Consider the following 23,910-nt stretch of genomic DNA (forward strand, 5'->3'; position numbering starts at 1 on the left):
TCGCTCTCCTCGCAGCTCACTCTTCGTGGTCTGCGAGGACGAACCTTCCGGGGTACGCCTCGAACGACGCTCCCCGGGTGGCCCGCGGTACCACCCCGCTTGACGGTCAGGATCGACCGCCCGCTCGTTTGCCGGCTGTGACGGGCCGCACCCGTCCGGTTCTACTGAGCCGGTCACCCGGCCGTTCTTCCGGAGGCTCACCGGTGATGGCCGGGTCATCGCCTTACGGTGCTCAACGATACAAGACCCACCCGCCGCCCCGCCGCCGAGTAATCGGTGCGGGCATGAGCGGGGTCACACCTCCGGCTGTCACGGCCGACCCTGGTCCGTTCGTCGTCTCGGTGTCCGAACCGATCAGGGAGGTAAGCATGCAGCGGATGAACACGCCCGAGGTCATGCCGGAGGGATACCGGGCCGTCCTGGGCCTGGAGAAGTACGTCCAGACGAACGTCGACCACACGGTGCTGGAGCTGGTGAAGCTCCGGGCGTCGATGATCAACGGTTGCGCGTTCTGCGTGGACATGCACAGCCGGGACGCGCTCGGTTCCGGCGAGTCGAGCCGGCGGCTCTTCGCGGTGGCCGCCTGGCGCGAGGCGCCCTTCTTCGACGAGCGGGAGCGGACCGCGCTGGCGCTCACCGACGCGGTGACCCGTCTCGGCGACCACGGCGTACCCGACGACGTCTGGGAAGCCGCCGCGAAGGTGTGGTCGGAGAAGGAGCTGGCGGACCTCGTCCTCGCGATTGCCACAATCAACGTGTGGAACCGACTGGCGGTCACCATGCGTACGGAGCCCCCGGCACAGGTGTGACGACCGAGGCGACGCAGGCGGCCGGTGCGCTCCAGGCGCACCGGCCGATGCTGCTCGGGCTGGCGTACCGCCTGCTCGGAAGCCGCCACGACGCCGAGGACGTGCTCCAGGAGGCTTACCTGCGCTGGTTGGGCGTGGACCGATCGACGGTGGCCGAGCCGCGCCGCTACCTGTCCCGGGTCGTCACCCGGCTGGCCCTGGACCGGCTGCGGGCCCGGCAGGCGAGCCGCGAGACGTACGTCGGGCCGTGGCTGCCCGAGCCGGTGCCGACCGAGCCCTCCCCGTTCGGGCCGTTGGACCGCGCCGAGTTACGCGACTCGGTGTCCATCGCCCTGTTGCACGTGCTGGAGCGGCTCACCCCGCCGGAGCGCGCCGTGTACGTCCTGCACACCGCCTTCGACCTGCCGTACGCCGAGATCGCGGAGATCCTGGACCGGACCCCCGAGGACTGCCGGCAGCTGCACCACCGGGCGGTTTCCCGGGTACGCCAGGAGCAGCGCCGGTTCACCGCCAGCCGCTCCGAACGCGAGCGCCTGCTGGACGCCTTCCTCGCCGCCGCCCGCGACGGTGACCTGGCGACGTTGACCAGCCTGGTCGCCGCGGATGCCACCGCGTGGAACGACGGTGGTGGGCGGGCGCGGGCCGCCCGCAACCCGGTCAACGGGGCGGACCGGGTCGCCCGCTTCTTCGCCGGGATCTACGGCCCACCCCGGAAATGGTCATTCCGTCGGCTGGAGCTGAACGGCGAACCCGCCGCCCTGCTCACCAGCGGGGACGGCAACCGTTACGCGCTGACCGTCGCGGCGGCCGACGGCCGGATCACCGGGATCTACGTGGTCGGCAACCCGGCGAAGGTGCCGCCGGTCGACTGAACCCCGCCGCCGTCGGCGCCGCGTCGACGGCTCCGGTCAGCCCAGCTCGGGGAACCAGAGCGCGATCTCGCGCTTGGCGCTGTCCGGAGAGTCGGAGGCGTGCACCAGGTTCTCCCGGTTGGACAGCGACAGGTCGCCCCGGATGGTGCCGGCGGCGGCCTTCCGGCCGTCGGTCGCGCCGACCAGCCCACGGACCACGTCGATGACCTGGTCACCGGAGAGCACCAGGGCGACCAGCGGACCGCCGGTCATGAAGTCCTTCAACGGCGGGTAGAACGCCTTGTCGACGTGCTCGGCGTAGTGCTCGTCGGCGAGCGCCGCGTCCATCGTCCGGTGCACCATCGCGTCGATCCGCAGCCCCTTGCGCTCGAAGCGGGAGAGGACCTCGCCGACCAGGCCGCGGCGGACCGCGTCGGGCTTGATCAGAACGAGGCTGCGCTCATCCGGGCTGTTGCTGGACACGCTGGGTTCCTCCTGTACGCGTTGAACGCTCGAGATCGGTACGGTCAGCCTAGCGACCCGGTCCCGGCGCCGGCGCGGCGGCCGGTCTTTCCCCCGGTGGCCGATCCGGCCTAGCCTGGCCCTGACCCCCGGGAGGTCCACTGTGGCGAATGGCGGGAACCGGCCCATCGCGCCGGTACGCAAACTGATCGGCACGGTGCTGGGCACCGTGGCCACCTTCGTCGTCCTCTTCGGGCTGGGCATGACCAGTTGGGCCATCGTGGCTCTCGGAGTCGCCCTGCTGGTGCTGGCCATCGCCCTGGCGACCGTACGCGGCGGCGGGCGCACCTGGGTGGTCGGCGTCGGGCACGTGCACAGCGCCTCCGAACCACCCACCCAGTACGCGTTCGGCCGCTGCGAACTCCAGTTGGTCATCGACGCGCCCGGCCTGCCACCACGATCAAAGAAGATCATCGAACCTCGGGTGCCGGTCTCCAAGTGGCCGTCGCTGGGCCAGACCCTGCCGATCCGGGTCGCGCTGGACGACCAGCGGCACGTCAAGGTCCTCTGGGACGAGGTGCCGACCCACGCCGAGACCGCCGCCGCCGTCGCCGACCTCCCGCCGGAGTTCGCCGACGCCGACGCGATGGACGAGGTACTGATCCAGCAGGACGCCCCACCGTGGGCCGACCGCGCGCCGGACGACGACTTCCGGGACGACTTCCGCGACCCGCACGGCGACCCCTTCCGCGACCCGCACGGCGACCCGGTGCGCTCCGATCCCCTGCGTTCGGATCCCCTGCGCGACGACCCGGGTGTCGCGTCCGAGGAGCGCGAGCCGGTGGTGGTGCACCAGACCCCGGGCGGCCCGGTGTTGGAGGGCGTCCTCGTCGAACCCCAGGCCAGCGGGCTGCCCCGGCGCGCCACCCCGGCGCCGCGCACGGCCCCCGAGGAGCGCTTCGACGAGCCCGACACCGACCGGTACGTCCCACCGCGCGACGACCTGTCGACCCCGGACCCCGTCGACCCGCCACCCGCGCAACGCGTCGACCCACTCAGCGCGCAGCGCTCCGACCCGCTGAGCGCCCAACGCTCCGACCCGCCACCCGCGCAGCGCGTCGACCCACTGAGCGCCCAACGTTCCGACCCGCTGAGCGCCCAACGCTCCGACCCGCCACCCGCGCAGCGCTCCGGACCGGGCGCGGCCGACCCACTGGATCCGCTCGACCTGCCGCTGGACGACCCCTCCCCGACCACCGCGGGCCGCGAGACCGTCACCGACGAGGAACTGGACCAGGCGATCTTCGGGTTCGACGCGGCGTCGGCCGCGGATCCGACCGCGCCGATCAGCGGGGTCGGGCTCACCCTGCTGGTCACCGACCTGTCCCGGTCGCTCGGCTTCTACCGCGACATGCTCGGCTTCAGCGAGGTCGACCAGGGCGCCCACAACGCCGTACTCGCCTCCGGCACGACCCGGCTCGTCCTGCGCGAGGTGACCGGGGCGGCGCCGATCAGCCGCCGCCTGGTGCACGTCAACCTCGAGGTGAACGACATCGAAGCGGCGTACGAGCGGCTCCGTGGATCAGGCGTCCGCTTCACGTACGCACCCCGGGTGGTCAACCGGGGCAGCAAGCTGGAGGTGTGGGCAGCGGCGTTCCGTGACCCCGACGGCCACGGCATCGCCCTCACCCAGTGGCGCGAACGCGCCGACGCCTGACCCGCCCGCCTCGGCCGACGCCACCGGCGTCAGCCGAGGATGACCCGCCGCACGTGCAGCGCGTACGCCCACACCAGGGCGAAGATGACGCCCAGCCCGAACAGCGACCAGTGCAGCAGACCACCAAGGATCAGCAGACCCTGGAGTACGGTGCCGGCGTTCCAGGCCCACGACCGGCGCATCATGCCGGCGAGCACGACGGCGGCCACCGCCAACGCCACCACCACACCGATCGCGGCGCCGCTCAGGTCACCCCCGACCACCCGTACCGGCTGGATCGCCAGCAACAGCACCAGCGCCTCCAGGGCCAGCGTCCCCGCGCCCAGGCCGCGTACCGCCGCCTCCGGGTTGCGTAACCCGGACCGCCGCGGCTGCCCGGGCTCCCCCACCGGCTGGTCGGCCGGTGTCCCCTCGCCGGCCGACCCGGACGGGTCGTCGGTGGCGTGCGGATCCCGCTGCGGGCCGGTCATCGCTTCAACAGCCGGCGGGCGTCGGCGACGGTGACCACCGACCCGGTGACCAGGACCCCGACCCCGCTGAGCTCACCGGGGACGTCCTCCTCGGCCAGAGCCACCGCCAGCTCGATCGCGTCCGGCATCTCCTCGGCCGACTCCACCCGCTCCTCGCCGAACACCTCGGTGGCCAGCGCGGCGAGTTCCGCCACCGGCATCGCCCGTGGCGAGCTGTTGCGGGTGACCACCACCAGGTCGGCCACCGGCTCCAACAGCTCCAGCAGGGCCTCCGCGTCCTTGTCGGCGAGTACGCCGACCACCGCCACCAGCTTGCTGAAGGCGAACTCCTCCTGCAGGGCGGTGACCGTCGCGGCCATGCCGTGCGGGTTGTGCGCGCCGTCCAGCAGGACGGTGGGTGCGCTCCGGACCCGCTCCAGCCGACCCGGCGAGCTGGCCGAGGCGAAGCCCTCCCGGACCGCCTCGATGTCGAGCTGCCGGCGAGCCCCGGCGCCCAGGAACGCCTCCACCGCCGCCAGCGCCACCGCGGCGTTCTGCGCCTGGTGGGCACCGTGCAGCGGAATGAACACGTCGTCGTACACACCGCCCAGGCCCTGGATGGTGAGCACCTGGCCGCCGACCGCGACCGCCCGGCGCAGGACGCCGAACTCGCCGCCCTCCCGCGCGATGGTGGCCCCGACCTCGGCGCAGCGTTCCAGGAGTGGACGCGCCGCCTCCTCCTCCTGGGCGGCCGCGATCACGGTGGCGCCCGGGTGGATGATGCCGGCCTTGGCCAGCGCGATGTCCTGAAGCGTGTCGCCGAGCCACTCGGTGTGGTCCAGCCCGATCGGCGTGATCACGCAGACGCCGGCCTGAATCACGTTAGTGGCGTCCTCGGCGCCGCCGAGCCCCACCTCGACCACAGCGATGTCGACGGGCGCGTCGGCGAACGTGGCGAACGCCAACGCCGTGGTCATGTCGAAGTACGTCAGCGGCTCGTCGGACCGCGCGTCGACCAACTCGGCCAGCGGCTTGATCTCCCGGTAGACCGACGCGAACCGCTCCTCGCTGACCGGCTCCCCGTCCAGGCTGATCCGCTCCCGCACGGTCTCCAGGTGCGGGCTGGTGTAGCGGCCGGTGTGCAGCCCGAACGCCCGCAACAGCGAGTCGATCATCCGCGCGGTGGAGGTCTTGCCGTTGGTGCCGGTCAGGTGGATCGCCGGGTACGCCCGCTGTGGGCTACCGAGCAGGTCGAGCAACGACTCGATCCGGTCCAGCTCGAAGACCATGCGGGTGAAACCACGGGCGTTCAGCTCCGCCTCGACGGCGGCGAAATCGGTACGGTCGGTCACGAGGACAGTGTCTCCAGAGCAGCGTCGATCCGGACCAGGTCGGCCTCGGCGGTGGCGAGCCGGTCGCGGATCTTCGCGACCACCGGCTCAGGGGCCTTGCCGACGAAGGCGGGGTTGTCGAGCTTCGCCCGGGCCTGCGCGACCTCCTTCTCGGCGGCCGCACGGTCCTTCGTGAGCCGGGCCCGCTCGGCGGCCAGGTCGATCGACCCCCGGGTGTCCAACGCGACACCGACCGCGCCGGGCATGGCCAACGTGGCGCTGGCCTGGAAGTCGTCCCCGGCCGGGTCCAGCCGGACCAGCGAACGGATCAGAGGCTCGTGGGCGGCGATGCCCGCCCCGGTCAACCCGTCGAGGCGGGCGGCCACCCGCTGCGTCGGGCGCAGCCCCTGGTCCGAACGGAACCGGCGGATCTCGGTGACCACCCGCTGCACGCTCGCCAGCTCGGCCTCGGCGGCGTCGTCGACGAGCGCCCGGTCGGCCACCGGCCAGGCGGCGGTCTGCACCGTCTCGCCGCCCGTCAACGCGAGCCACAGCTCCTCGGTGACGAACGGGATGATCGGGTGCAGCAGCCGCAACAGCTGGTCGAGCACGTGCCCGAGCACCCGACGGCTGACCTCCGCCCGCTCACCACCCTCGGCGAGCACCGGCTTGCTCAGCTCCACGTACCAGTCGCAGACGTCGTCCCAGGCGAAGTGGTAGAGCAGGTCACACACCTTGGCGAACTCGTACGCCTCGAACTGCTCGTCCACCTCGGCCGTCACGTGCGCCAGCCGGGACAGGATCCACCGGTCGACGGTGGAGAGCTGCTCGACGGGCGGCAGGTCGCCGGTGGTGTGCGCGCCGTTCATCAGCGCGAACCGGGTGGCGTTCCACAGCTTGTTGCAGAAGTTGCGCGAGCCCTGGCACCACTCCTCGCTGACCGGGACGTCCTGACCGGGGTTACCACCCCGAGCCAGGGTGAACCGGGTCGCGTCGGCGCCGTACCTGTCGATCCAGTCCAGCGGGTCGACCACGTTGCCGAACGACTTCGACATCTTCTTGCCGAACTGGTCACGCACCATGCCGTGCAGCGCCACCACGTCGAACGGCGGACGGCCGTCCATCGCGTACAGGCCGAACATCATCATCCGGGCGACCCAGAAGAACAGGATGTCGTACCCGGTGACCAGCACGCTGGTCGGGTAGAACTTCGCCAGTTCCGGGGTCTGCTCGGGCCAGCCGAGGGTGGAGAACGGCCACAGGCCGCTGGAGAACCAGGTGTCCAGGACGTCCTCGTCCTGGTGCCAGCCGTCGCCGGTCGGTGGCTCCTCGTCGGGGCCGACGCAGACGACCTCGCCGGCCGGGCCGTACCAGACCGGGATGCGGTGCCCCCACCAGAGCTGGCGGGAGATGCACCAGTCGTGCATGTTGTCGACCCAGGCGAAGTAGCGCTTGGCCAACTCGGCCGGCTCGATGCGGACCCGACCGTCGCGCACCGCGTCACCCGCCGCCTGTGCCAGCGGGGTGGTGTTGACGAACCACTGCAACGACAGCCGGGGCTCGACAGTCGTCTTGCAGCGGGAGCAGTGCCCGACCGCGTGCACGTACGGGCGCTTCTCGGCGACGATCCGGCCCTGCTCACGCAGCGCCGCGACGATCGCGGGACGCGCCTCGAACCGGTCCAGCCCCTCGAACGGCCCGGGCACGGTGATCACACCGCGCTCGTCCATGACGGTCAGCGCGGGCAGGTCGTGACGCTGGCCGATCTCGAAGTCGTTCGGGTCGTGCGCGGGCGTCACCTTGACCATGCCCGTGCCGAAGGACGGGTCGACGTGCGCGTCGGCGACGATCGGGATCCGGCGGCCGGTCAGCGGCAGCTCGACCTCGGTGCCGATCAGGTGCTGGTAGCGCTCGTCGTCCGGGTGCACGGCCACCGCCGTGTCACCCAGCATCGTCTCGGCCCGGGTGGTGGCCACCACGACCTCGTCGCTGTACCGGATGGAGATCAGCTCACCGTCGTCGTCGGTGTGCTCGACCTCGATGTCGGAGAGCGCGGTGAGGCAGCGCGGACACCAGTTGATGATCCGGTTGGCCCGGTAGATGAGGCCGTCGTCGTACAGCTTCTTGAAGATCGTCTGGACGGCCCGGGACAGGCCCTCGTCCATGGTGAAGCGCTCGCGGTCCCAGTCCACGGAGTCGCCGAGGCGACGCATCTGGCCCAGGATGGCACCCCCGGACTCGGCCTTCCACTGCCAGACCCGCTCGACGAACTTCTCCCGGCCCAGGTCGTGTCGGGACAGCCCCTGGGCGGCGAGCTGCCGCTCGACGACGTTCTGGGTGGCGATACCGGCGTGGTCCATGCCCGGCAGCCACAGCGCCTCGAAGCCCTGCATCCGCTTCCGCCGCACCAGGGCGTCCTGCACGGTGTGGTCCAGGGCGTGGCCCATGTGCAGCGAACCGGTGACGTTCGGCGGCGGGATGACGATGGTGAAGGGCGGCTTGTCGCTGTCCGCGGAGGCCCGGAAGTGCCCGGCGGCTACCCACTGCTCGTACCGTCGCTGCTCTACCTCGCCCGGCTGGTACTGGCCGGCAAGGGTCGGGGCGGCGGGGCGGTGGGCATCCAGTCTCTCGGTCACCTGACAAGTCTACGGAGGGCTTCTCCGGACCTGACGTGCGCCACCTCTCGTTCGCGTACGGTGTCGGCTATGTCCGACGCACATCTCACCGAGCGTTCGCTCGACGGCGGTCACGAGCCGGTCGAGTTGAGCGAGGAGCCGATCCAGCTCAGCACCAGAGACTCCGGGGGCGACCCCGCCGAGCGGTCCGGCGGCTGGTCCCGGCGCCGCAAGATCGGCTGGGCGATCGCCCTTGCGGTCGGCCTCGCCGGCGCCGGTGTGCTGGGCGTCGGTGGGTGGCGCGTGGCGCAGCAGAAGAACACCCAACTGACCTCACCCGATCGGGTGGCGGGCCTGACCCGCGACGACAGCGAGCGGGCCAAGAGCACCGCCGACTACCTGCGCAGCGGCCTGGCCGCGAACATCGAGCTGGACCGCAGCTTCGGCACCGTCTACCGCGACCCCGCCGACGACAAGCGCTCGGTGCTCATCTTCGGGGGCACCACCCTCCTGTGGCAGCCGGAACGGGACCTGGACAGCCTCTTCCGCCTGATGTCGGACGAGACCGGCTCGGTGAGCGGCCTTCGCGAGGTGCCCGCCGGCGACCTGGGCGGCGTCCTCAAGTGCGGCAGCACCAGCGGCGAGGGCGGTGACTTCGCGGTGTGCGGTTGGGCCGACCACGGCAGCGTCGTGATGGCGATGTTCCCGGGCCGGTCGGTCACCGACGCCGGCGGCCTGCTCCGCAACCTCCGCTCGGAGATGCAGACCCGAGGCTGACCCGAGCGGGTGCCTCGCTCACCGCCCGGCAGTTTCGGCCGGCCCTCAGGCCGTCCGGAGTCTCTCCGACGCTCTTTCGCCGTGGTGTTCCCGGAGCTCTTGTGTCGTGGTGTTTCCCGGAGCACTTGCGTCCCGGTGCTCCCGGAGCACTTGCGTCCCGGTGCTCCCGGAGCACTTGCGTCCCGGTGCTCCCGGAGCACTTGCGTCCCGGTGCTCCCGGAGCACTTGCGTCCCGGTGCTCCCGGAGCACTTGCGTCCCGGTGCTCCCGGAGCACTTGCGTCCCGGTGCTCCCGGAGCACTTGTGTCCCGGTGCTCCCGGAGCACTTGTGTCCCGGTGCTCCCGGAGCACTTGTGTCCTGGTGCTCCCGGGCCGCGATACCGCGGTCTCAGCGAAGCCGGGCCGATCAGACCTCGGGGCGCTTCCGGCCACCCTGCGGTGGCATCGGCACGCTGCGCGCCTCCTGCACCCGGATCTCAGCCCGCGACCGGTGTGCGGCGGGATGCCAGATCTCTTCGAACGGGCCCATGACCTCACCGCCGATGCCACGACGACGTACCCGGACCGCCAGCCAGGTGAGGATCCCCAGGATCGCCGCCACGCAGGCCGCGACCACCAGAAAGATCAGGACGTCATCCCACGCGTTCAGACTAGACAACGGCACCAGTGCCGCCCGTCAGTCCGTTGCCTGAATGAGCGGATACGTCAGGGAGGCGGAGTGGCGGCACGGGCCCGGCGCTGATGGCCCTGCGAACTGCCCGAGCTGATCAGGCACGTAGTCGTCACAACCGAGACGCGATGGGCCGAGACGTGGCGGCCGAGACGCGATGGGCCAAGACGTGGCGGCCGAGACGCGATGGGCCAAGACGTGGCGGCCGAGACGCGATGGGCCAAGACGTGGTGCGCCGAAACGTGGCGGCTGAGGCCCGGCCGACGGGAGGACGAGCGTCGAATTCGTCGTGTGCGGCCGCTTTCGGCCGTCCGTAGAGCAGCTCACGAGGAGATCTTGGACAGTTTCCGTTCTCGCGTAACGGAAACTGTCCAAGATCTCGTCAGGGGTGTGGGCCTCGGGTGCCGGTGCGTCCTGTCGGGTGTGGTGATCGGGTGGGTCGCGGGCCTTGCGGCGGCTGCGGCGGCTGCGGCGGCTGCGGCGGCTGCGGCGGCTGCGGCGGGCTGCGGGTTGCCGATGTGGTGGTGTCCGGTGCTGGGGATACCCCCACTTCGGTGACCTGGGGTGGATCATCCACCTTGTGGTGTGGGTTCGTGGTGCCGGCAACCGCGCGGTGTCTCGCGCTGGTGCGTTCCCGCAGAGAGGGTCTGGTGTAGCGGCTGCGAGGCAACCGCGCGGTATCCAGCGCTGGTGCGTCCCTGCGGAGGGGGCCTGGTGTAGCCGGTTTACCCAGCAACCGCGGTCTCCCGCGCTGGTGCAGCCCTTCGGCGGGGGGATGGCCTGGTGTAAGCGGTTGCGGGGCCGGCTGGGCGCGGCGCCAGCAGGATCCGGCTGTGAAACGGCCGATGGGACGGCCCCGTGGAGTAAACCCGAGAGGACGGCGCGGTGGAACAGCCCGACGGAAACGCTCTGACGAACGTCCCGGTGGGATAACCCGAGAGGACGGCGTAGCGGAACGGCCCTGGTTGGGATAGTCCGATCATCGGCCTGGCGCGGTCACGTATGCGGGAAAAATATGCCGGGTATGCAGAACGGGCCACCCCGCAAAGGGGTGGCCCGTTCTGGAAGATTGTCCGGCGGCGTCCTACTCTCCCACACCCTCACGAGTGCAGTACCATCGGCGCTGGAGGGCTTAGCTTCCGGGTTCGGAATGTAACCGGGCGTTTCCCCTCCGCCATGACCGCCGTAACTCTATGAACATATCAAACAACCCCGGCACACAGTTCACGGGTGTTCGCTCGTTCAGAGTTGCACAGTGGACGCGTAGCAGCTTAGTAGTCAAGTCCTCGGCCTATTAGTACCGGTCAACTGAACCCGTTACCGGGCTTACATTTCCGGCCTATCAACCCAGTCGTCTAGCTGGGGGCCTTACCCCACCAAAGGTGGGTGGGATACCTCATCTTGAAGCAGGCTTCCCGCTTAGATGCTTTCAGCGGTTATCCCTTCCGAACGTAGCTAACCAGCCGTGCCCTTGGCAGGACAACTGGCACACCAGAGGTTCGTCCGTCCCGGTCCTCTCGTACTAGGGACAGCCCTTCTCAAGTATCCTACGCGCACGGCGGATAGGGACCGAACTGTCTCACGACGTTCTAAACCCAGCTCGCGTACCGCTTTAATGGGCGAACAGCCCAACCCTTGGGACCTGCTACAGCCCCAGGATGCGACGAGCCGACATCGAGGTGCCAAACCATCCCGTCGATATGGACTCTTGGGGAAGATCAGCCTGTTATCCCCGGGGTACCTTTTATCCGTTGAGCGACACCGCTTCCACTCGCAAGTGCCGGATCACTAGTCCCGACTTTCGTCCCTGCTCGACCTGTCAGTCTCACAGTCAAGCTCCCTTGTGTACTTGCACTCAACACCTGATTGCCAACCAGGCTGAGGGAACCTTTGGGCGCCTCCGTTACCCTTTAGGAGGCAACCGCCCCAGTTAAACTACCCACCAGACACTGTCCCTGAACCGGATAACGGTCCGAAGTTAGATACCCAAATCAACCAGAGTGGTATTTCAAGATTGCCTCCACCCATACTGGCGTATGGACTTCACCGGCTCCCACCTATCCTACACAAGCTAATTCGAGTACCAATGTCAAGCTATAGTAAAGGTCCCGGGGTCTTTCCGTCCTGCCGCGCGTAACGAGCATCTTTACTCGTACTGCAATTTCGCCGGGCCTGTGGTTGAGACAGTGGGGAAGTCGTTACGCCATTCGTGCAGGTCGGAACTTACCCGACAAGGAATTTCGCTACCTTAGGATGGTTATAGTTACCACCGCCGTTTACTGGCGCTTAAGTTCTCCGCTTCGCCCCGAAGAGCTAACAGGTCCCCTTAACGTTCCAGCACCGGGCAGGCGTCAGTCCATATACATCGAATTACTTCTTCGCATGGACCTGTGTTTTTAGTAAACAGTCGCTTCCCCCTGCTCTCTGCGGCCATACAACGCTCCACCCGCGCGGGGCTTCACGTCTCCGGCCCCCCTTCTCCCTAAGTTACGGGGGCAATTTGCCGAGTTCCTTAACCACAGTTCGCCCGATCGCCTCGGTATTCTCTACCTGACCACCTGTGTCGGTTTGGGGTACGGGCCGCTAAGAACTCGCTAGAGGCTTTTCTCGGCAGCATAGGATCACTGACTTCACCTGAATCGGCTCGGCATCACGTCTCAGCCTTCAAGTGGTGCGGATTTGCCTACACCACGGCCTACACGCTTACCCCGGCACAACCACCGGCCGGGCTCAGCTACCTTCCTGCGTCACCCCATCGCTTGACTACTACCCGCCAGGTTCCCACGCTCCCCACCATCCGTCCGAAGACATCAGGTAGCTCGGGTGGTTAGCACAACGAGGTTCATCAGGGACGCTCTTTCGCGGGTACGGGAATATCAACCCGTTGTCCATCGACTACGCCTCTCGGCCTCGCCTTAGGTCCCGACTCACCCAGGGCGGATTAGCCTGGCCCTGGAACCCTTGGTCATCCGGCGGAAGGGTTTCTCACCCTTCTTTCGCTACTCATGCCTGCATTCTCACTCGTGCCGCGTCCACAACTGGGTCACCCCGCTGCTTCACTCGCGGCACGACGCTCCCCTACCCATCCACACACCTGCACAAGGAATCACGTCCAAGCGAGGTTGAAATGTGAATGCCACAGCTTCGGCGGTGTGCTTGAGCCCCGCTACATTGTCGGCGCGGAACCACTTGACCAGTGAGCTATTACGCACTCTTTAAAGGGTGGCTGCTTCTAAGCCAACCTCCTGGTTGTCTATGCGACCCCACATCCTTTTCCACTTAGCACACGCTTAGGGGCCTTAGCTGGTGATCTGGGCTGTTTCCCTCTCGACTACGAAGCTTATCCCCCGCAGTCTCACTGCCGCGCTCTCACTTACCGGCATTCGGAGTTTGGCTGATTTCGGTAAGCTTGTGGGCCCCCTAGACCATCCAGTGCTCTACCTCCGGCAAGAAACACGCGACGCTGCACCTAAATGCATTTCGGGGAGAACCAGCTATCACGGAGTTTGATTGGCCTTTCACCCCTAACCACAGGTCATCCCCCAACTTTTCAACGTTGGTGGGTTCGGCCCTCCACGCGGTCTTACCCGCGCTTCAGCCTGCCCATGGCTAGATCACTCCGCTTCGGGTCTAGGACACGCGACTGAATCGCCCTATTCAGACTCGCTTTCGCTACGGCTCCCCCACACGGGTTAACCTCGCCACATGCCACTAACTCGCAGGCTCATTCTTCAAAAGGCACGCCGTCACCCCGCAAGGCTCCGACGGATTGTAGGCGAACGGTTTCAGGTACTATTTCACTCCCCTCCCGGGGTACTTTTCACCATTCCCTCACGGTACTCGTCCGCTATCGGTCACCAGGAAGTATTTAGGCTTACCAGGTGGTCCTGGCAGATTCACGGCAGATTTCAGGGGTCCGCCGCTACTCGGGAACACCCACAGAAGGTCAACAGCTTTCACCTACCGGACTCTCACCGTCTACGGTCAGCCATTCCAGACTGTTCGACTAGCCGCCAACTTTGTAACTCCTCGAATGCATGTCAGTACACTCAGCGGGGTCCCACAACCCCGACCACGCAACCCCTGACAGGTATCACACGCAGCCGGTTTAGCCTCAATCCGCTTTCGCTCGCCACTACTCACGGAATCACTAATTTGTTTTCTCTTCCTACGGGTACTGAGATGTTTCACTTCCCCGCGTTCCCTCCACACACCCTATGTGTTCAGGTGTGGGTGACACCACATGACTGGTGCCAGGTTTCCCCATTCGGACACCCTGGGATCACAGCTCGGTTGACAGCTCCCCCAGGCCTATCGCGGCCTCCCACGTCCTTCATCGGCTCCTGGTGCCAAGGCATCCACCGTTCGCCCTTGACAACTTGACCACAAAGATGCTCGCGTCCACTGTGCAATTCTCAACAAACGACCAACCCACAACCCCACAGCCCCACACCAAACCCGACAACCGCCGGCGGTATATGAGACCAGGCCATGCCTGGCAGACTCCCAACCCCCACAGGGGGTCAGACCAGTCTCTGAAACAACAACACGATGGTTGTTCCTTCAGGACCCAACAGGGTGCTTACATTCTTCCTCAGCCGCACCAGGGCTTCGTTCCCACCACCCGAAGGCAGCTGTACTAGAAGGAACCCGGCCGTTGCCGAGGCAAAACTCGCCAGTGTCTCCGCCATCGAGCACCCCACCACCACACTCGGGCGGCGCGGGCTCCTTACCGACTTTCGTCGGAAGGTGCTCCTTAGAAAGGAGGTGATCCAGCCGCACCTTCCGGTACGGCTACCTTGTTACGACTTCGTCCCAATCGCCAGCCCCACCTTCGACGGCTCCCTCCACAAGGGTTGGGCCACCGGCTTCGGGTGTTGCCGACTTTCGTGACGTGACGGGCGGTGTGTACAAGGCCCGGGAACGTATTCACCGCAGCGTTGCTGATCTGCGATTACTAGCGACTCCGACTTCACGGGGTCGAGTTGCAGACCCCGATCCGAACTGAGACCGGCTTTTTGGGATTCGCTCCACCTCACGGTATCGCAGCCCATTGTACCGGCCATTGTAGCATGCGTGAAGCCCTGGACATAAGGGGCATGATGACTTGACGTCATCCCCACCTTCCTCCGAGTTGACCCCGGCAGTCTTCGATGAGTCCCCGCCATAACGCGCTGGCAACATCGAACGAGGGTTGCGCTCGTTGCGGGACTTAACCCAACATCTCACGACACGAGCTGACGACAGCCATGCACCACCTGTGACCGCCCCCGAAGGACCCCCCATCTCTGGAGGTTTTGCGGCCATGTCAAACCCAGGTAAGGTTCTTCGCGTTGCATCGAATTAATCCGCATGCTCCGCCGCTTGTGCGGGCCCCCGTCAATTCCTTTGAGTTTTAGCCTTGCGGCCGTACTCCCCAGGCGGGGCGCTTAATGCGTTAGCTGCGGCACAGGGAACCGGAGAGGCCCCCCACACCTAGCGCCCAACGTTTACAGCGTGGACTACCAGGGTATCTAATCCTGTTCGCTCCCCACGCTTTCGCTCCTCAGCGTCAGTATCGGCCCAGAGACCCGCCTTCGCCACCGGTGTTCCTCCTGATATCTGCGCATTTCACCGCTACACCAGGAATTCCAGTCTCCCCTACCGAACTCTAGCCTGCCCGTATCGACCGCAGGCTTGGGGTTGAGCCCCAAGTTTTCACGGTCGACGCGACAAGCCGCCTACGAGCTCTTTACGCCCAATAAATCCGGACAACGCTCGCACCCTACGTCTTACCGCGGCTGCTGGCACGTAGTTGGCCGGTGCTTCTTCTGCAGGTACCGTCACTTCCGCTTCGTCCCTGCTGAAAGAGGTTTACAACCCGAAGGCCGTCATCCCTCACGCGGCGTCGCTGCATCAGGCTTCCGCCCATTGTGCAATATTCCCCACTGCTGCCTCCCGTAGGAGTCTGGGCCGTGTCTCAGTCCCAGTGTGGCCGGTCGCCCTCTCAGGCCGGCTACCCGTCGTCGCCTTGGTAGGCCATCACCCCACCAACAAGCTGATAGGCCGCGAGCCCATCCCAAGCCGAAAAACTTTCCACCACCAGCCATGCGGCCAGAAGTCCTATTCGGTATTAGCCCCCGTTTCCGAGGGTTATCCCAAAGCTTGGGGCAGGTTGCTCACGTGTTACTCACCCGTTCGCCGCTCGAGTACCCCGAAGGGCCTTTCCGCTCGACTTGCATGTGTTAAGCACGCCGCCAGCGTTCGTCCTGAGCCAGGATCAAACTCTCCAACAAAAAATTGGAAAACAATCCCAGCAACAAACAAATTGTTGCCAAAGGAATCCCAACCAACAACCCATCAAAAGCAGGCTGCCAGTCCGGGGTATAAATCATCATTGGCACTGGCTTTACAAGCACCCTGTTGAGTTCTCAAAGAACAACCACACACCGACCAGAAGCCCCGCATTCGTGGGGCCCCGTTTCGGGGCAACCGCTCAAACTTACTTGGCCGAACTTTCATTGTCAACCTCATGTTTGAGGTGATCAATTTGGCTCGTCCGGATTCCACGATGACGCACGCCGTACCCGGCGGTCGTTACTGTCGTGGGAAACCGCAGACCGGCCGATCGCCGCTTCGCGGCTCTCTGCCCGGCTCCTGCCGGCTCCAGAACTTTACCCGGTCGGCTTCGCGTTCGCAACCCCGTATCCGGAGTGTTCCGCACCGCCCGATCCTCGGTCTCGCTCGGCGTCACCGCCACGAGCCCGGCGCCCGTTCTCAGCCGGTTTGTCCGGCCTCCCCCGTGCAGAGAGAAAGTTACGCGGACGGCCCGGAGAAGGCAAATCAGGGTTCATCACTGGTTCGGCCCGCTGGCCCGGGGCTGCCGCCGGCACGGCCCGGAGCGGCACGCGATGACGGTCGGCACGGCCCGGAAACCGCAGGCAATGACAGCTTCCATGGCCTGGGAACCGGCAAGCGACGGCCACCCGCACAGCCCGGGAACCGCCAGTAACGACCGCCCCCAGGGCCCTCGAGCCAGCACGCGACGACCGTCGGCACGCCCGAGAACCCCCACGCAACAACCGCCGCACGGCCCGGCAACCCAGCCCGCGGTGGCTATCGGCAGGACGCGGCGTCCGACCAGGCGACAGTCCCGGCGCAGCCCGGGACGCGGGCTGCCTCGACGTGCCAGAGTGTCAGGCATGGATGAGTCCGGGATCGAGGGCAGGGTGTTCGCCGAGGAGGCGCTGCTCGGCCTCCTCCTGCCGTTCTGGCAGGTGGTGATCGGCGCGGTCGTGCTTGTCGTCCTGGTGCTCTCGGTGGGACGCCTCGCCCGCCGGGGCAGGTCTCGGATGACCACCGCGCTGCTGGTCACCGCCGCGGCCATCGCCGGGTTCGCGGTGATCGGTGTCCTGTTGGAGGGGTGAGGGCTCTACAGCCGGCGGTTCGCCAGGCTGGGCAGCTCGGCCCGGATCGCGGCGAGGCGATCGAGGTCCAGGTCGACGACCGACACACCTGGGCCGTCCGGCAACTGGGTGAGGACGGTCCCCCACGGGTCGACCACCATGCTGCGTCCGAAGCAGGTACGACCTGGCTCGTGGTCGCCGGTCTGGCCGGCCGCCGCGACGAAGCACTGGTTCTCGATGGCCCGGGCCCGCAGCAGGACCTCCCAGTGGTCCCGCCCGGTGTGCATCATGAATGCCGCCGGCACCACCAGCAGGTGCGCTCCCCCGTCGGTGGCGAGCAACCGGTACAGCTCCGGGAAGCGCAGGTCGTAGCAGATCGACAGGCCGACGCGCAGGCCCTCGACGTCCACCACGACGGGTTGGACCCCGGGCGCGACCGTCGCGGACTCCAGATAGGAGACCCGACCGGGGATCTCCACGTCGTACAGATGGATCTTTCGGTAGCTCGCGGCGAGGCTGCCGCTGCGGTCGAAGACCAGCGACGTGTTCCAGGTGTGCTCCGGGTCCGGCCCGGCCTCGTGGAACGAGCCGGCCACCACCCAGATCCCGAGCCTCCGGGCGATCCCGGCGAAGAAGCTGCCGACCTCACCGTCCACCGGCTCCGGCTCGGGCAGCCCGGCGGCCGGGCCGAGGTAGTCGACGTACTCCGGTAGGACGGCCAGGTCCGCGCCACCCGCCGCCGCGCGTTCCAGCAGGACCTCGGCGGCGGCCAGGTTGGCCTTGCGGTCGTCCCGGGCGTTCAGCTGGCAGACGGCGACACGCATGAGCACAGGGTACGGCCGGAGGAGCCGGCGTGGACAGCGTCAGATGCTGGCCAACACCAGAGCCCCGGCGGCGAACCCGAGCCCGGCGACCTGGACCGGGCGCAGCCGTTCCCGGTCGACGCCCAACGCCAGCAGCACGGTGCTGGCCGGGTAGAGCGCCGTGATCGCCGCGATGATGCTCAGGTGACCACGGGCGGCGGCGGCCAGGAAGAGCCCGTTGGCGGCGCTGTCGAGGAGACCGGCGACGGCCGCCCAGCCCAGCACCCGCCGTCCGAGTCGCAACCGCACGCCGGTGCCGGCGGCCAGTGCGAGGCCGACCGCGATCGAGCTGACCCGCACCGCCGCCACCGGCCACATCCCGGCGCTCTCGTCGGCCTGGCCGAGGAGGGTGAAGAAGACACCGAAGAGCGCTCCGGCGGCGAGAGCCAGCCCGACGAGCCGGGCCGGGACGCCCCGTCGTTCGCCGCCCTCCCCCAGGCTGACCAGTGCGATCGCGAGCACCGCGAGACCGGCGCCGGTGAGTGCCAGGGCACCTGGGAAGGACGCGGTGAACAGGCCGGCGATGATCGGCACCACTGCGGCGGTGATCGCGGTGACGGGTGCCACGACGGCCATCATCCCGCCGGCGAGGGCCCGGTAGAGCAGCATGACCCCGCCGGCGCCCGCCACCCCGGCGAGCAGACCCCAGCAGATGTCCCCGACGGTCGGGGTGCCCGGCACCGCCAGCACCAGGACGACGAGCAGCGGGACGCTGAGGAGTTGGGAGACGACGGTCACGGCGATCGGGTCGGCGCGACGGGACGCCTTTCCGCCGGAGAAGTCGGCGATGCCGAAGGCGACGGCGGACACGGTTGCCAGGACAATGGGGAGCATGCCCCTGTCGTATCACAATAGTGACCGTGAAGGATAGTTTAATGACCGAAGCCGGATCGGATCGGGTGAGCGCGGTGACCGCCGCGGTGGCCCGGCAGGTACGCGACCTTCGGGCCGCCCGAGGGTGGTCCTTCGACGAGTTGGCCGGCCGGTCCGGGGTGAGCAAAGGGATGCTCGTGCAGATCGAGGGCGCGCGCACCAACCCGAGCGTCGGCACGCTCTGCCGGGTCGCCGACGCGTTCGGCGTCAACATCGCCCAGCTCCTGGAGCCGGCCGAGGAACGGACCGTGAAGATCACCTCGGCGGCCCAGGCGCCGGTGCTCTGGCAGGGTGAGCACGGCGGCACGGCTCGTCTGCTGAGCGGCCTGGGCGAGCCCGACCTCGTCGAACTGTGGGACTGGCAGCTGGCACCGGACGAGGACCACCGCTCCGCCGACCACCCGCGCGGCACTCGGGAGGTGCTGCACGTCCTCACCGGCACCGTGGTCGTCCGGGTCGACGGGCAGGACCACCGTGTGCGGGCCGGCGAGACCATCGAGTTCCACGCCGACCGCGAACACGGATACCGCAACGACACCGCCGAGCCGGCCCGGCTGATGATGGTGACAGTCACCCCGTCGGGCGAGTGGGACCGCCGAACGCGATCACGCCGGCCGCGTCAGGAGTGAGCGGCCGGCGTGTTGCGGGGAGGATCAGGCCGACTTCTCCTCGCGCTCGCGCCGGGCCCGCCGCCCGGTGAACTCGCGCGGCACGATCGTCGGGTTGACGTTTTCCAGGACGACCTCGCGGGTGATCAGCACCCGGGCGGCGTCGGGGTTGCTCGGCACCTCGTACATCGCGGAGAGCAGGACCTCTTCGATGATGGCCCGCAGACCACGGGCACCGGTGCCCCGCAGCATGGCCTGGTCGGCGATCGCCTCCAGCGCCGGCTCGTCGAACTCCAGCTCGACCCCGTCCAGCTCGAACAGGCGCTGGTACTGCCGGACCAGCGCGTTGCGCGGCTCGGTGAGGATGCGCACCAGGGCACTGCGGTCCAGGCTGCGCACGTTGGTGATCACCGGCAGCCGGCCGACGAACTCCGGGATCAACCCGAACTTGAGCATGTCTTCCGGCATGACCTGACTGAAGATGTCATCGGTCGACCGCTCGGACACCGAGCGGAGCCGGGCACCGAAGCCGGTGCCGCCCTGCCCGGTACGGGACTCGATGATCTGATCCAGACCGGCGAACGCACCACCGCAGATGAACAACACGTTGGTGGTGTCGATCTGGATGAACTCCTGGTGCGGGTGCTTACGCCCACCCTGTGGCGGCACGTTCGCCACTGTGCCTTCGAGCATCTTGAGCAGCGCCTGCTGCACGCCCTCACCGGAGACGTCGCGCGTGATCGACGGGTTCTCCGACTTACGGGCGATCTTGTCGACCTCGTCGATGTAGATGATGCCGGTCTCGGCGCGCTTGATGTCGTAGTCCGCGGCCTGGATCAGCTTGAGGAGGATGTTCTCCACATCCTCGCCGACGTAGCCCGCCTCGGTCAGCGCCGTGGCGTCGGCGATGGCGAACGGGACGTTCAACATACGGGCGAGGGTCTGCGCCAGGTGGGTCTTACCGCACCCGGTCGGACCGAGCAGCAGGATGTTGGACTTGGCCAGCTCGACGGCATCACTGCCGGAGCCGGGCGCGTTGGCCGCCTCGGCCTGGATCCGCTTGTAGTGGTTGTAGACCGCCACCGCGAGGGCCTTCTTGGCCTGGTCCTGCCCCACGACGTAGTTGTCGAGGAACTGGCAGATCTCCATCGGCTTGGGAAGCTCTTCCCACTTCACCTCGCCGGACTCGGCCAACTCCTCTTCGATGATCTCGTTGCAGAGATCGATGCACTCGTCGCAGATGTAGACCCCTGGGCCCGCGATGAGCTTCTTGACCTGCTTCTGCGACTTGCCGCAGAAGGAGCATTTCAGTAGGTCGCCGCCGTCACCGATCCGTGCCACCTACGTTCTCCCTGCACTCATCGGCCGGAGCCCCGGCCCTGACCTGCGGACGCTGCGCGCCGCCCGGCTAGTTCACCCCGCCGGGCCGACCGGCGAAGCGGTACGGACCCGACGTTACCCGCTGGCGGGGCAATCTCCGACCCCCAAAACGGGTGTGTCAGAGGTCGGCCGGGAACTTCACGCCCCGGCCAACCTCTGACCCGGTACAGCTCAGCTGGCGGCCTGAGCGGCCAGCAAGCCCTTCTTGCGGCTGGTCAGGATCGTGTCGACCAGCCCGTACTCCTTGGACTCCTCGGCCGTCATGATCTTGTCACGGTCGATGTCCTTGCGAACCTGCTCGATCGGGCGGTTGCAGTGGCGGGACAGCATGTCCTCCAGCTGCGTCCGCATCCGCAGGATCTCCCGGGCCTGGATCTCGATGTCCGAGCCCTGCCCGTAGCCGCCCTCGGTGGCCGGCTGGTGGATGATGATCCGCGAGTTCGGAAGAGCCATCCGCTTACCCGGAGTGCCCGCCGAGAGCAGCACCGCCGCCGCACTGGCGGCCTGCCCGAGGCAGACCGTCTGGATGTCCGGACGGACGTACTGCATGGTGTCGTAGATCGCCGTCATCGCGGTGAACGAACCACCCGGCGAGTTGATGTACATGATGATGTCGCGGTCCGGGTCGGTGCCCTCGAGCGTCAGCAGCTGGGCCATCACGTCGTTGGCCGACGCGTCGTCCACCTGGACGCCGAGGAAGATGATCCGGTCCTCGAAGAGCTTGTTGTACGGGTTGGACTCCTTCACCCCGTACGACGTGCGCTCCACGAACGACGGCAACACGTAACGGTTGTGCACGGCCGCGAACTGGGGCGGCAGGCTCAGATCAGTCATCGTCAGCTCCTCAGCTCAGGGTCCCGGCGCCATCCGGAACCTGGGCGGCCCCGATGATCACCTTGTCGATGAAGCCGTAGTCCATGGCCTCCTGGGCGGTGAACCAACGGTCCCGGTCCGAGTCCGCCTCGATCTGCGACTGGTCTTGGCCGGTGTGGTGCGCGACCCGCTCCTGGAACATCCGCTTCGTGTAGAGCATCTGCTCCGCCTGGATGGCGATGTCGGACGCCGTGCCGCCCAGGCCGCCGGACGGCTGGTGCATCATGATCCGGGCGTGCGGCAGGGCGTAACGCTTGCCCTTGGTGCCCGCGCAGAGCAGCAGCTGGCCCATCGAGGCCGCCATGCCCATCGCCACGGTCGACACGTCGTTGTCGATGAACTGCATGGTGTCGTAGATCGCCATGCCGGAGTAGACCGAGCCACCCGGCGAGTTGATCCACAGGTTGATGTCGCGGTCCGGGTCCTCCGCGGCGAGCAGCAGCAGCTGCGCGCAGATGCGGTTGGCGACCTGGTCGGTCACCTCACTGCCCAGGAAGATGATGCGTTCCTTGAGCAACCGGTTGTAGACCGAGTCGTCGAGGTTGCCAATGGAGTCGCCACCGCGCGCGTCAATCGCCCGGAGCGACTTCTTGGGGATGTGCATGTCGGTCATGGCAGCCCTTCGCTCTCCGTACCGTCTTTCCCGACACTAACCGGTGTGCGGGGCGGCAGAGTCCCGGTCGGGGCACTGTTCGCTCTCAGCGCAGCTGTGTCGGGCACACCCGCGGCGCGGGCTCCCGGCGTACCCGGGGAAAGGATTCGGCCGCCGTCCACCGCACAGCGGCGGACGGCGGCCGCACCCGACGATCAGTGCTGGTGGTTGTGCTCGGCCTCGTTGGCGGCGCGCAGCGCGTCAAGGGTGATGCCGTTGCCGGCCGAGTCCTTGATCGTGATCCGCTCCATGACCGCCGCGAGCGCCTTGCCCCGCCGCACGTCGCCGAAGACGGCGGCGGCCGCGCCGGAGCGCACCAGCTGGTCGTAGTACTGCTGCGGGGCCATCCCGGCGCGCTGCGCCCGGTGCACGATCTCGTGACCGAACTCGTCGTCGGAGACCTGCACGTCCTCGGCGTCGGCCAGCGTGTCCAGCAGGAGCTGGACCTTGACGCCCTCGGTCGCCGCCTCGGTCAGCTCGGCGTCGATCTGCTCCTCGGTCTTGTCCTCGGCGGCGAGGTACTCCTCCATGGAGGCGCCGATCCGCTCCAGCTGGTCGACCATCGCCTGCTTGCGGCTCTCGACCTCCTCGCGGACGACACCCTCCGGGGCCGGGATCTCGGCGGCCTCGACCAGCTGCGCCAGGGCCTTGTCCCGAGCGGCGTAGATCTGCTCGACCTGCTTGCCCTGGGTGACCCGCGAACGCAGGTCGCCGCGCAGCTCCTCGATCGTGTCGAACTCGCTCGCCATCTGCGCGAACTCGTCGTTCAGCTCGGGCAGCTCCTTCTCCTTGACCGTGCGCACGGTCACCGCCACCTCGGCGTCGCGACCGGCGAAGTCGCCGCCGACCAGCTGGGTGGTGAAGGTGGTGTCGTCGCCGGCGGCGAGACCGACGACGGCCTCGTCGAGGCCCGGCAGGAGCTGCTTGCTGCCCACCTCGTGGGAGATGTTGCTGGCCTGGCCGCCCGGCACGTCCTCGCCGTCGACGGTGGCGTTGAGGTCGATCTGGACGAAGTCACCCTCGGCGGCGGCCCGCTCCACGGTCTTGAGGGTCGCGAAACGCTCCCGCAGGTTCTTCACCTGCTCGTCGATCTCGCTCTCGTCGATCTGCAGCTCGTCCACGACCACCTCGATGGTGGAGGCGTCCGGGATGGTGATCTCCGGGCGGACGTCGACCTCGGCGGTGAAGTTCAGCGAGTCACCGTCGTTGAACTCGGTGATCTCGACCTCGGGGCGCCCCAGCGTCTTCAGGTCGTGCTCGCGCACCGCGGCGAGGATGTTCTCCGGGATGGCCTCCTGGACCGCCTCGTTGAGGACGGTGCCCCGGCCGACCCGCTGGTCGATCACGGCGGTCGGCACCTTGCCCCGGCGGAAGCCCGGAACCTGGACCTGCGAACCGATCTCCCGGTACGCCTTCTTGAGGCTCGGCTCGAGCTCGACGAACGGCACCTCGATGGCGAGCCGCACGCGCGTCGGGCTCAGAGTCTCGACGGTGCTCTTCACAGGCGTACTCCTTGACGGATCTCAGTTGAGTCTGGGCGTGATTCAGCCCATCGAGTGTAGGCGAGCCGGCCGGACGCTCCGGCATCGCCCGGGG

At 67.6% G+C, this 23,910-nt stretch carries 17 protein-coding genes and 3 rRNA genes; 6 read left to right on the forward strand and 14 right to left on the reverse strand.

Going from position 1 to position 23,910, the window contains the following annotated elements:
• The first annotated feature begins 368 nt into the window (after positions 1-368).
• Together O7616_RS29740 and sigJ are read left to right on the forward strand one after the other, a co-directional pair.
• Positions 369-809 (forward strand): carboxymuconolactone decarboxylase family protein, encoded by a 441-nt coding sequence (locus O7616_RS29740; RefSeq protein WP_282304963.1) that lies wholly within the window; start codon positions 369-371, stop codon positions 807-809.
• Positions 806-1,681: an RNA polymerase sigma factor SigJ gene (sigJ, locus tag O7616_RS29745; RefSeq protein WP_282304964.1), complete on the forward strand. Its 876-nt coding sequence runs from the start codon at positions 806-808 to the stop codon at positions 1,679-1,681. The genes O7616_RS29740 and sigJ overlap by 4 nt, the downstream gene beginning before the upstream one ends.
• A gap of 36 nt (positions 1,682-1,717) precedes the next feature.
• On the opposite strand, the gene ndk is transcribed toward sigJ, so the two are convergent.
• Positions 1,718-2,143, reverse strand: coding sequence for a nucleoside-diphosphate kinase (ndk, locus tag O7616_RS29750; RefSeq protein ID WP_074313773.1), 426 nt, complete (start codon positions 2,141-2,143; stop codon positions 1,718-1,720).
• A gap of 142 nt (positions 2,144-2,285) precedes the next feature.
• Here ndk and O7616_RS29755 point away from each other — a divergent pair, with 142 nt between their 5' ends.
• Positions 2,286-3,839: a VOC family protein gene (locus tag O7616_RS29755; protein WP_282304965.1), complete on the forward strand. Its 1,554-nt coding sequence runs from the start codon at positions 2,286-2,288 to the stop codon at positions 3,837-3,839.
• Positions 3,840-3,868: 29 nt separating this feature from the next.
• On the opposite strand, the gene O7616_RS29760 is transcribed toward O7616_RS29755, so the two are convergent.
• Genes O7616_RS29760 through O7616_RS29770 form a run of 3 tightly spaced genes read right to left on the reverse strand, consistent with a single transcriptional unit; the run spans position 3,869 to position 8,255 of the window.
• A complete protein-coding gene (locus tag O7616_RS29760; RefSeq protein ID WP_282304966.1) occupies positions 3,869-4,309 on the reverse strand; it encodes a DUF4233 domain-containing protein in 441 nt (146 codons plus the stop codon).
• The gene (locus tag O7616_RS29765; protein WP_282257080.1) at positions 4,306-5,640 is read right to left on the reverse strand and encodes a folylpolyglutamate synthase/dihydrofolate synthase family protein; all 1,335 of its coding nucleotides are present in this window, start codon (positions 5,638-5,640) and stop codon (positions 4,306-4,308) included. The genes O7616_RS29760 and O7616_RS29765 overlap by 4 nt, the downstream gene beginning before the upstream one ends.
• Positions 5,637-8,255, reverse strand: coding sequence for a valine--tRNA ligase (locus tag O7616_RS29770; protein WP_282257079.1), 2,619 nt, complete (start codon positions 8,253-8,255; stop codon positions 5,637-5,639). Before O7616_RS29770 ends, O7616_RS29765 begins: the two co-directional genes overlap by 4 nt.
• Before the next feature lie 69 nt (positions 8,256-8,324).
• Between O7616_RS29770 and O7616_RS29775 the strand changes: the two genes are divergently transcribed.
• The gene (locus tag O7616_RS29775) at positions 8,325-9,011 is read left to right on the forward strand and encodes a hypothetical protein (RefSeq protein ID WP_282257078.1); all 687 of its coding nucleotides are present in this window, start codon (positions 8,325-8,327) and stop codon (positions 9,009-9,011) included.
• 405 nt (positions 9,012-9,416) lie between these two features.
• On the opposite strand, the gene O7616_RS29780 is transcribed toward O7616_RS29775, so the two are convergent.
• The 4 genes from O7616_RS29780 to O7616_RS29795 form a co-directional block, all read right to left on the reverse strand.
• On the reverse strand, positions 9,417-9,668 hold the full coding sequence (locus O7616_RS29780; RefSeq protein ID WP_282304967.1) for a hypothetical protein: 252 nt from the start codon (positions 9,666-9,668) through the stop codon (positions 9,417-9,419).
• Positions 9,669-10,751: 1,083 nt separating this feature from the next.
• Positions 10,752-10,868: ribosomal RNA gene (gene rrf, locus O7616_RS29785) — 5S ribosomal RNA — on the reverse strand.
• Positions 10,869-10,954: 86 nt separating this feature from the next.
• Positions 10,955-14,065, reverse strand: a 23S ribosomal RNA gene (locus O7616_RS29790).
• Positions 14,066-14,440: 375 nt separating this feature from the next.
• Positions 14,441-15,955, reverse strand: a 16S ribosomal RNA gene (locus tag O7616_RS29795).
• Together the 16S, 23S and 5S rRNA genes form the textbook arrangement of a ribosomal RNA operon.
• A 906-nt stretch (positions 15,956-16,861) precedes the next feature.
• On the opposite strand from O7616_RS29795, the gene O7616_RS29800 reads away from it, so the two are divergent.
• Positions 16,862-17,086, forward strand: coding sequence for a hypothetical protein (locus O7616_RS29800; protein WP_282257077.1), 225 nt, complete (start codon positions 16,862-16,864; stop codon positions 17,084-17,086).
• Positions 17,087-17,091: 5 nt separating this feature from the next.
• Here the strand turns inward: O7616_RS29800 and O7616_RS29805 are convergent, their stop codons facing one another.
• On the reverse strand, positions 17,092-17,889 hold the full coding sequence (locus tag O7616_RS29805; protein WP_282304968.1) for a carbon-nitrogen hydrolase family protein: 798 nt from the start codon (positions 17,887-17,889) through the stop codon (positions 17,092-17,094).
• A gap of 39 nt (positions 17,890-17,928) precedes the next feature.
• Positions 17,929-18,762 (reverse strand): DMT family transporter, encoded by an 834-nt coding sequence (locus tag O7616_RS29810; protein ID WP_282304969.1) that lies wholly within the window; start codon positions 18,760-18,762, stop codon positions 17,929-17,931.
• A gap of 41 nt (positions 18,763-18,803) precedes the next feature.
• Here O7616_RS29810 and O7616_RS29815 point away from each other — a divergent pair, with 41 nt between their 5' ends.
• Positions 18,804-19,430, forward strand: coding sequence for an XRE family transcriptional regulator (locus tag O7616_RS29815; RefSeq protein WP_282304971.1), 627 nt, complete (start codon positions 18,804-18,806; stop codon positions 19,428-19,430).
• Positions 19,431-19,454: 24 nt separating this feature from the next.
• On the opposite strand, the gene clpX is transcribed toward O7616_RS29815, so the two are convergent.
• The 4 genes from clpX to tig form a co-directional block, all read right to left on the reverse strand.
• On the reverse strand, positions 19,455-20,750 hold the full coding sequence (gene clpX / locus O7616_RS29820) for an ATP-dependent Clp protease ATP-binding subunit ClpX (protein ID WP_088988029.1): 1,296 nt from the start codon (positions 20,748-20,750) through the stop codon (positions 19,455-19,457).
• 210 nt (positions 20,751-20,960) lie between these two features.
• Complete coding sequence (locus tag O7616_RS29825; protein ID WP_088988028.1) at positions 20,961-21,623, reverse strand: ATP-dependent Clp protease proteolytic subunit; 663 nt, start codon at positions 21,621-21,623, stop codon at positions 20,961-20,963.
• A gap of 10 nt (positions 21,624-21,633) precedes the next feature.
• On the reverse strand, positions 21,634-22,275 hold the full coding sequence (locus O7616_RS29830) for an ATP-dependent Clp protease proteolytic subunit (protein ID WP_088988027.1): 642 nt from the start codon (positions 22,273-22,275) through the stop codon (positions 21,634-21,636).
• Between the two features lie 194 nt (positions 22,276-22,469).
• Positions 22,470-23,816 carry a trigger factor gene (gene tig, locus O7616_RS29835; protein WP_282257073.1) on the reverse strand — a complete coding sequence of 449 codons (1,347 nt, stop codon included), beginning with the start codon at positions 23,814-23,816 and terminating at the stop codon, positions 22,470-22,472.
• Positions 23,817-23,910: the final 94 nt, after the last annotated feature.

This window comes from Micromonospora sp. WMMD964 (genome assembly GCF_029581455.1).
Classification (GTDB): domain Bacteria; phylum Actinomycetota; class Actinomycetes; order Mycobacteriales; family Micromonosporaceae; genus Micromonospora.